Source organism: uncultured Kiloniella sp., assembly GCF_937128705.1.
Lineage (GTDB): Bacteria > Pseudomonadota > Alphaproteobacteria > Kiloniellales > Kiloniellaceae > Kiloniella.
In genome coordinates this window covers 1-4,536 of sequence record NZ_CAKZMP010000288.1, presented here as the reverse complement: position 1 = coordinate 4,536, position 4,536 = coordinate 1, and the positions used below count along the sequence as shown (strand labels likewise).

General features: G+C 38.1%; 9 protein-coding genes. 4 read left to right on the top strand and 5 right to left on the bottom strand.

The genetic code is table 11. The features are described 5' to 3' along the window. The coding region (locus tag Q0241_RS14605; RefSeq protein ID WP_299378772.1) for a hypothetical protein at positions 1-338 on the top strand (338 nt) is incomplete at its 5' end. 383 nt (positions 339-721) lie between these two features. On the opposite strand, the gene Q0241_RS14600 is transcribed toward Q0241_RS14605, so the two are convergent. Beyond that, entirely contained in the window at positions 722-877 is a 156-nt protein-coding gene (locus Q0241_RS14600; protein WP_299378770.1) for a hypothetical protein, read from the bottom strand. Between the two features lie 582 nt (positions 878-1,459). Here Q0241_RS14600 and Q0241_RS14595 point away from each other — a divergent pair. Both Q0241_RS14595 and Q0241_RS14590 read left to right on the top strand, forming a co-directional pair. Further along, positions 1,460-1,738 (top strand): type II toxin-antitoxin system RelE/ParE family toxin, encoded by a 279-nt coding sequence (locus Q0241_RS14595; protein WP_299378769.1) that lies wholly within the window; start codon positions 1,460-1,462, stop codon positions 1,736-1,738. Continuing rightward, entirely contained in the window at positions 1,738-2,031 is a 294-nt protein-coding gene (locus Q0241_RS14590) for a HigA family addiction module antitoxin (protein ID WP_299378767.1), read from the top strand. Before Q0241_RS14595 ends, Q0241_RS14590 begins: the two co-directional genes overlap by 1 nt. 89 nt (positions 2,032-2,120) lie before the next feature. On the opposite strand, the gene Q0241_RS14585 is transcribed toward Q0241_RS14590, so the two are convergent. The 3 genes from Q0241_RS14585 to Q0241_RS14575 form a co-directional block, all read right to left on the bottom strand. After that, complete coding sequence (locus Q0241_RS14585; RefSeq protein ID WP_299378765.1) at positions 2,121-2,336, bottom strand: pyruvate kinase; 216 nt, start codon at positions 2,334-2,336, stop codon at positions 2,121-2,123. Between the two features lie 64 nt (positions 2,337-2,400). Continuing rightward, the gene (locus Q0241_RS14580) at positions 2,401-2,637 is read right to left on the bottom strand and encodes a hypothetical protein (protein WP_299378763.1); all 237 of its coding nucleotides are present in this window, start codon (positions 2,635-2,637) and stop codon (positions 2,401-2,403) included. Further along, positions 2,597-2,971: an antitoxin Xre/MbcA/ParS toxin-binding domain-containing protein gene (locus tag Q0241_RS14575; RefSeq protein ID WP_299378760.1), complete on the bottom strand. Its 375-nt coding sequence runs from the start codon at positions 2,969-2,971 to the stop codon at positions 2,597-2,599. Before Q0241_RS14575 ends, Q0241_RS14580 begins: the two co-directional genes overlap by 41 nt. Positions 2,972-3,205: 234 nt before the next feature. Here Q0241_RS14575 and Q0241_RS14570 point away from each other — a divergent pair, with 234 nt between their 5' ends. Next, positions 3,206-3,589 carry a hypothetical protein gene (locus tag Q0241_RS14570; protein ID WP_299378758.1) on the top strand — a complete coding sequence of 128 codons (384 nt, stop codon included), beginning with the start codon at positions 3,206-3,208 and terminating at the stop codon, positions 3,587-3,589. A 382-nt stretch (positions 3,590-3,971) separates the two neighbouring features. Here Q0241_RS14570 and Q0241_RS14565 read toward each other — a convergent pair whose 3' ends face one another. Further along, positions 3,972-4,319, bottom strand: coding sequence for a MerR family transcriptional regulator (locus Q0241_RS14565; protein ID WP_299378756.1), 348 nt, complete (start codon positions 4,317-4,319; stop codon positions 3,972-3,974). Between the last annotated feature and the right edge of the window lie 217 nt (positions 4,320-4,536).

Below are 4,536 nucleotides of genomic sequence, written 5' to 3'. Positions count from 1 at the left end.
AATGTAAACTTGAAAACAGAGATGGAAATTTTCTTCGATCTGAAATTGCACACATTATTTCCACGAAAAAGAAAGAGAAGTCGCCTCAAAATAAAATCTCTTTCCAAAAGGAACTAAATAAACAAGTTGATGAAAAATGGACAGAAATATACTCAAGCAAAACATCTTTTAAAGTGATAGGTATCATTCAGAAACAAAAGGATGCCATATCTAGAGTGGTAAAGAGTCTGATAAAAGAGGCAATTCTACAAGGCAAACCTCCCTTAAACGAAGTGACGGAAGAATTAGCAAGGAAAATATGCACAGAAAATAATATCAAATATCACCAGACAGACTAAGCTATTAGTAATTTGATCGTAGTTGATCAAGGAAGGCCTTTTCTCTGTGAATGGATCGACCTCTCTTACATCGAAATCAGCGGCTTTCATTGTAGATAGTATGTCATCAGCGATACGGTCACGGCCAATATTACGAAATGCACCAGCCAAGCGCCCTGCCACTTTGCTATGCTCCCCTTCTAAAAGAAGGCCAAGTATGTCAGACGAGTTCTTTATGAGGGCAAGGGCTGTGCGTAGTTCGGTTGGATGCTGTTGATGAGCAAGCAACGAGGGAAGCTGGTAAAGGAAAAAGCCGCAAGCCTTCTTTAACCTCAATATCTTGTGCTTTTGGAATTGAGGCTTTCACCCTATAGAAAGACGTGTCATGCGGTAACTTGGTAATGTCATTTCCAGCCTTTTTTAACCTGACCAGCAATTGTTTCGGCACCTGCATGTTGCCCGCGTGAGAGATCAGCAGAGCGTATAGCTACAATACCTTTATCTTGTAGTGCTTTTAGTGCTTCTAATGAATTGGCTAGTTTTTCAGATGGTAGAGCCATGTTTTATCAGTTTTTCTTTATTTAATCGTTAGGTTATTGGGCTGCATCATAATTAGGGTATTATGTCTACTAGTAATTAGGTTATTGTGCGTTTCTATAGTTAGATTATTGAATCTACAACGGTCTTCCTTACCAACCAAAAGCGGCTTGTTCTTCAGTTGAAGTTATCGTTGGTTGCGTGCTTGTAACCAACGATAACGTCCCCACATGCGTAAGCGGTAGGGGTGTTTTGCGTTTTAGGTTAAAAAGTAACAAGTGCAAATTTAGAGAAGTATAGGGAAGTATAGTAAATTTCGCTATATTTCAGCGACCAATCGCCCTTTCTTTCCCTTGCGTAAAAGGAAAAAAGTAAACGGTTTTTGATAATGTGTCGCCGTCGAAATATTTACGAAAACGCCTTTACCACTGTAAATCAGTTTTAGTTATACATATCTGTCGAGCTATTGGTGCGAATTGTAAATTAGGTGATGTAAAATATTCCCAAGATTGCCACTTTGGTACTTAGAGAGGTCGCAACAATAAATTCAGTTTCTTAAACGTAATATGTTGCGTTATGCGCGTAACGCGTATAATGTGATTGTTATGATCAAGAGTTTTAAACATAAAGGGCTTGAGCGTTTCTTTACCAAAGGAAGCAAAGCTGGCATTCAGGCAAACCACGCTTCTAAGTTAAGATTGCAATTGTCAGCCCTGCACACTGCAATGACCATCGAAGATATGAAATTGCCGGGGTGGAAGTTACACAACCTTTCGGGAAACCGAGCAGATACTTGGTCAATAACAGTCAATGGAAACTGGCGGATAACGTTCATATTTGAGAATGGTAACGTCTATATTGTGAATTACGAGGATTATCACTAATGGAATATCAACAATATAATCCACCGCATCCGGGGGAGTTTATCAAAGAAGTCTATCTTGATCCTTTGGAGTTATCAGCGAATGAAGTTTCGAAGAAGCTTGGTGTGCATTCTTCTACCTTTGGTCGCTTGATCAGCGGGAAAAGTGATGTATCCGCAGAAATGGCTGTTAAGCTTGAAGCTGTTCTTGGCCGAAGTGCTGAGAGCTGGTTATTGATGCAAGATCAATATGATTTAGCTGATGTTAGATCTACGGTTGATGTTAGTGGTTTGACTGCAATTTCTTTTCAGTAAGATTCTAAGTATATTGACTTGTAATCAAAATTCTTAGCCGCTTTGTGCCATTAGCAGACATTGAACCAAGTCACAAATCCGGCGATAGTTTAGAAATTAATAAGCAAAAAATGACCTTGAATAATGTGATCTAACATTTGAGTAGCCACGATTACGGGCTTACCAATCTTTCGGCAGGTGGCGATAATCTTTCTTTGGGCTATGGGAACCTGATCGGGGCTTAGCTCTACACCCAGATCCCCCCCCGCAACCACCGAAATCAAATAAGCCTGAATATAAATCTCTATATTCAACCTTATTGGCATAACCTTGAATATAAGAGTAAAAAGGAGAAAAGAGGCCTATCTAATTCAATCAAAGGTTATTAGTTTAGTTAGAACGTGAAAGCTTTAAGGCAAGAAGATAATGAAAGTCCTTCAACTCAGGCTGTAAAACCGGCTTTACGTCTTCCTGAATTTCCTCAAGAAGTTGTTGTTCCTCCAAGTCATCAACCAGCTTTATTGTAGAGACGACATGCTGTGCTTCAACGACCCTCCATACTTCGTGGGGAGAAAATGTAATTATTTCAGACTTGAGCTCGTCTGAAGTCCACGTAATTAATGACATCCATCAAGCCTGTTATTGTTTTCATTAATTCAAGAGGGGCCTGATTTAAATAGGCATTATGGCTTCTAATCCAGCTTGTTCTAGCTTTAGGATCTCCGCCAACAATCGCATCCAAACTTCTAACCAACCGAATCGATAGAGCTGCGATCTCAAAGTCTTTCTTTTCTTCTGATAGAAAGTATTCGCCCTTTTTCATGCGAGAAATAGTCGCTTCAGAAAGACCAAGAATATCGGAAATTTCTTTTTGCTTAAGACCGAGTTGATCACCAGCGCGAATTACAGCTTTTGTGATTACAGCCGACCTGTCGCTTGATTGTATCTTTACTCGTTGCATTATTTTGTCCCTTCAGCTCGTTTATATAATAGGGGCTGTCCTAGATAACGCAAATTAGGCGTAATCATTGAACATAACCGCTTCTCCTTTCTTTCCCTTGCGTGAAAGGAGAAGCAATCATGTTTAAATTTTTCAAAAATAAACCAAAAATTCTCAAATATTTCGATCAAACTCAGAGGCAAAAGCACCGCTTTGCCGAAGAGCTTGATGTTATTTAAATAAAGGACATTGTTTATGAAGACACTTGATGATCTCAATCAAAAACTTAAAAAAATCGGTGCTGTAGAAGTTACAACTGATGAAACATTACAGCTACTTTCCTGTGCAATAGACACTCCTCTATCCGCGGTAAAAGATACAATCCGTAATTGGAATATGGTGTCTTTCCGTGATCAGAAGGGGGAACTTATCTCAAGTCATCTTGTCGGATATTCTGAAAACCAAAGAACAGAGTGGATGACATCCATCGTGGTAAAAACGGATTTAGCTACTGGAATGATTAAAACCAAAAATTCATACTATTTAGTGAAAGACCCCAATACAGAAGCTCCGGGCCCAGAAATTGTAAACCATATTTTTTACACCTTGAATACGTGGATGTCTAAATGGCAAGTGTGATCAAGAGTTAATACAGGCGTATCTAACTGATAGTCTCTAAAAATAATCCCCCCCCTTTAACTCATTGAGTTAAAGGGGGGGGATTACCGAAGCTTTAAAAAAGTAAACGGTTTTTGATGATGTATCGCCGTTGGATTATTTACGAAAGGGCATCTGTAAATCGTCATTAAAATTTATACAAGATACTATTATAAGGTGCTAATTATAATATAGTTCGAAGATGCCTCCTAAAATGTCACTGATCTATTAATAGAACCCAATTAGTGTCATCTCACATAACTGCGTAGTTTGTTTTGTCAAAAATACTTTGTGTAAAAGGTCGCTTAAATAGAACCCACGAATTGTAGATTGATTCGAGGAACGAATGTTAATATTTCTTTCATCAAAGAACACAAAAGGTATCCCATGAAGTTCTGATAAATTTAACTTCTAATGAGAGTGTGGAAAATAATGATTTTAACTCTGTATCCGTGTGATTTAAGAGGTGGGTTGATATTTGCTTTAATGTGAACCCTTGAGATAAAAAGTGTTTAACCATTAAAACTTGAATTATATGATCTTGGCTGTAATGAACATTACGACCAGATCTGTTGCCGGCAGAAATACACCCTTTATCAAAGTAGTTTCTTAATGAGCGAGTTGTTATTCCTGAAAATCCTTTTTCCCTTAAAAAAGATGAACATTTAGCTGAAAGTTCAGAAAAATTCCCTGTCCAGGTTTCAAGAGTCATTTTGTTTCATTCATAAATGTAAGTAACATTAGGTGGTGTAAAATATTCCCAAGATTGCCACTTTTGTACTTAGAGAGGTCGCAACAATAAATTCAGTTTCTTAAATGTAATGTGTTGCACTATGCGCGTAACGCGTATAGTGTGATTGTTATGATCAAGAGTTTTAAACATAAAGGGCTTGAGCGTTTCTTTACCAAAGGAAGCAAAGCTGGCATTC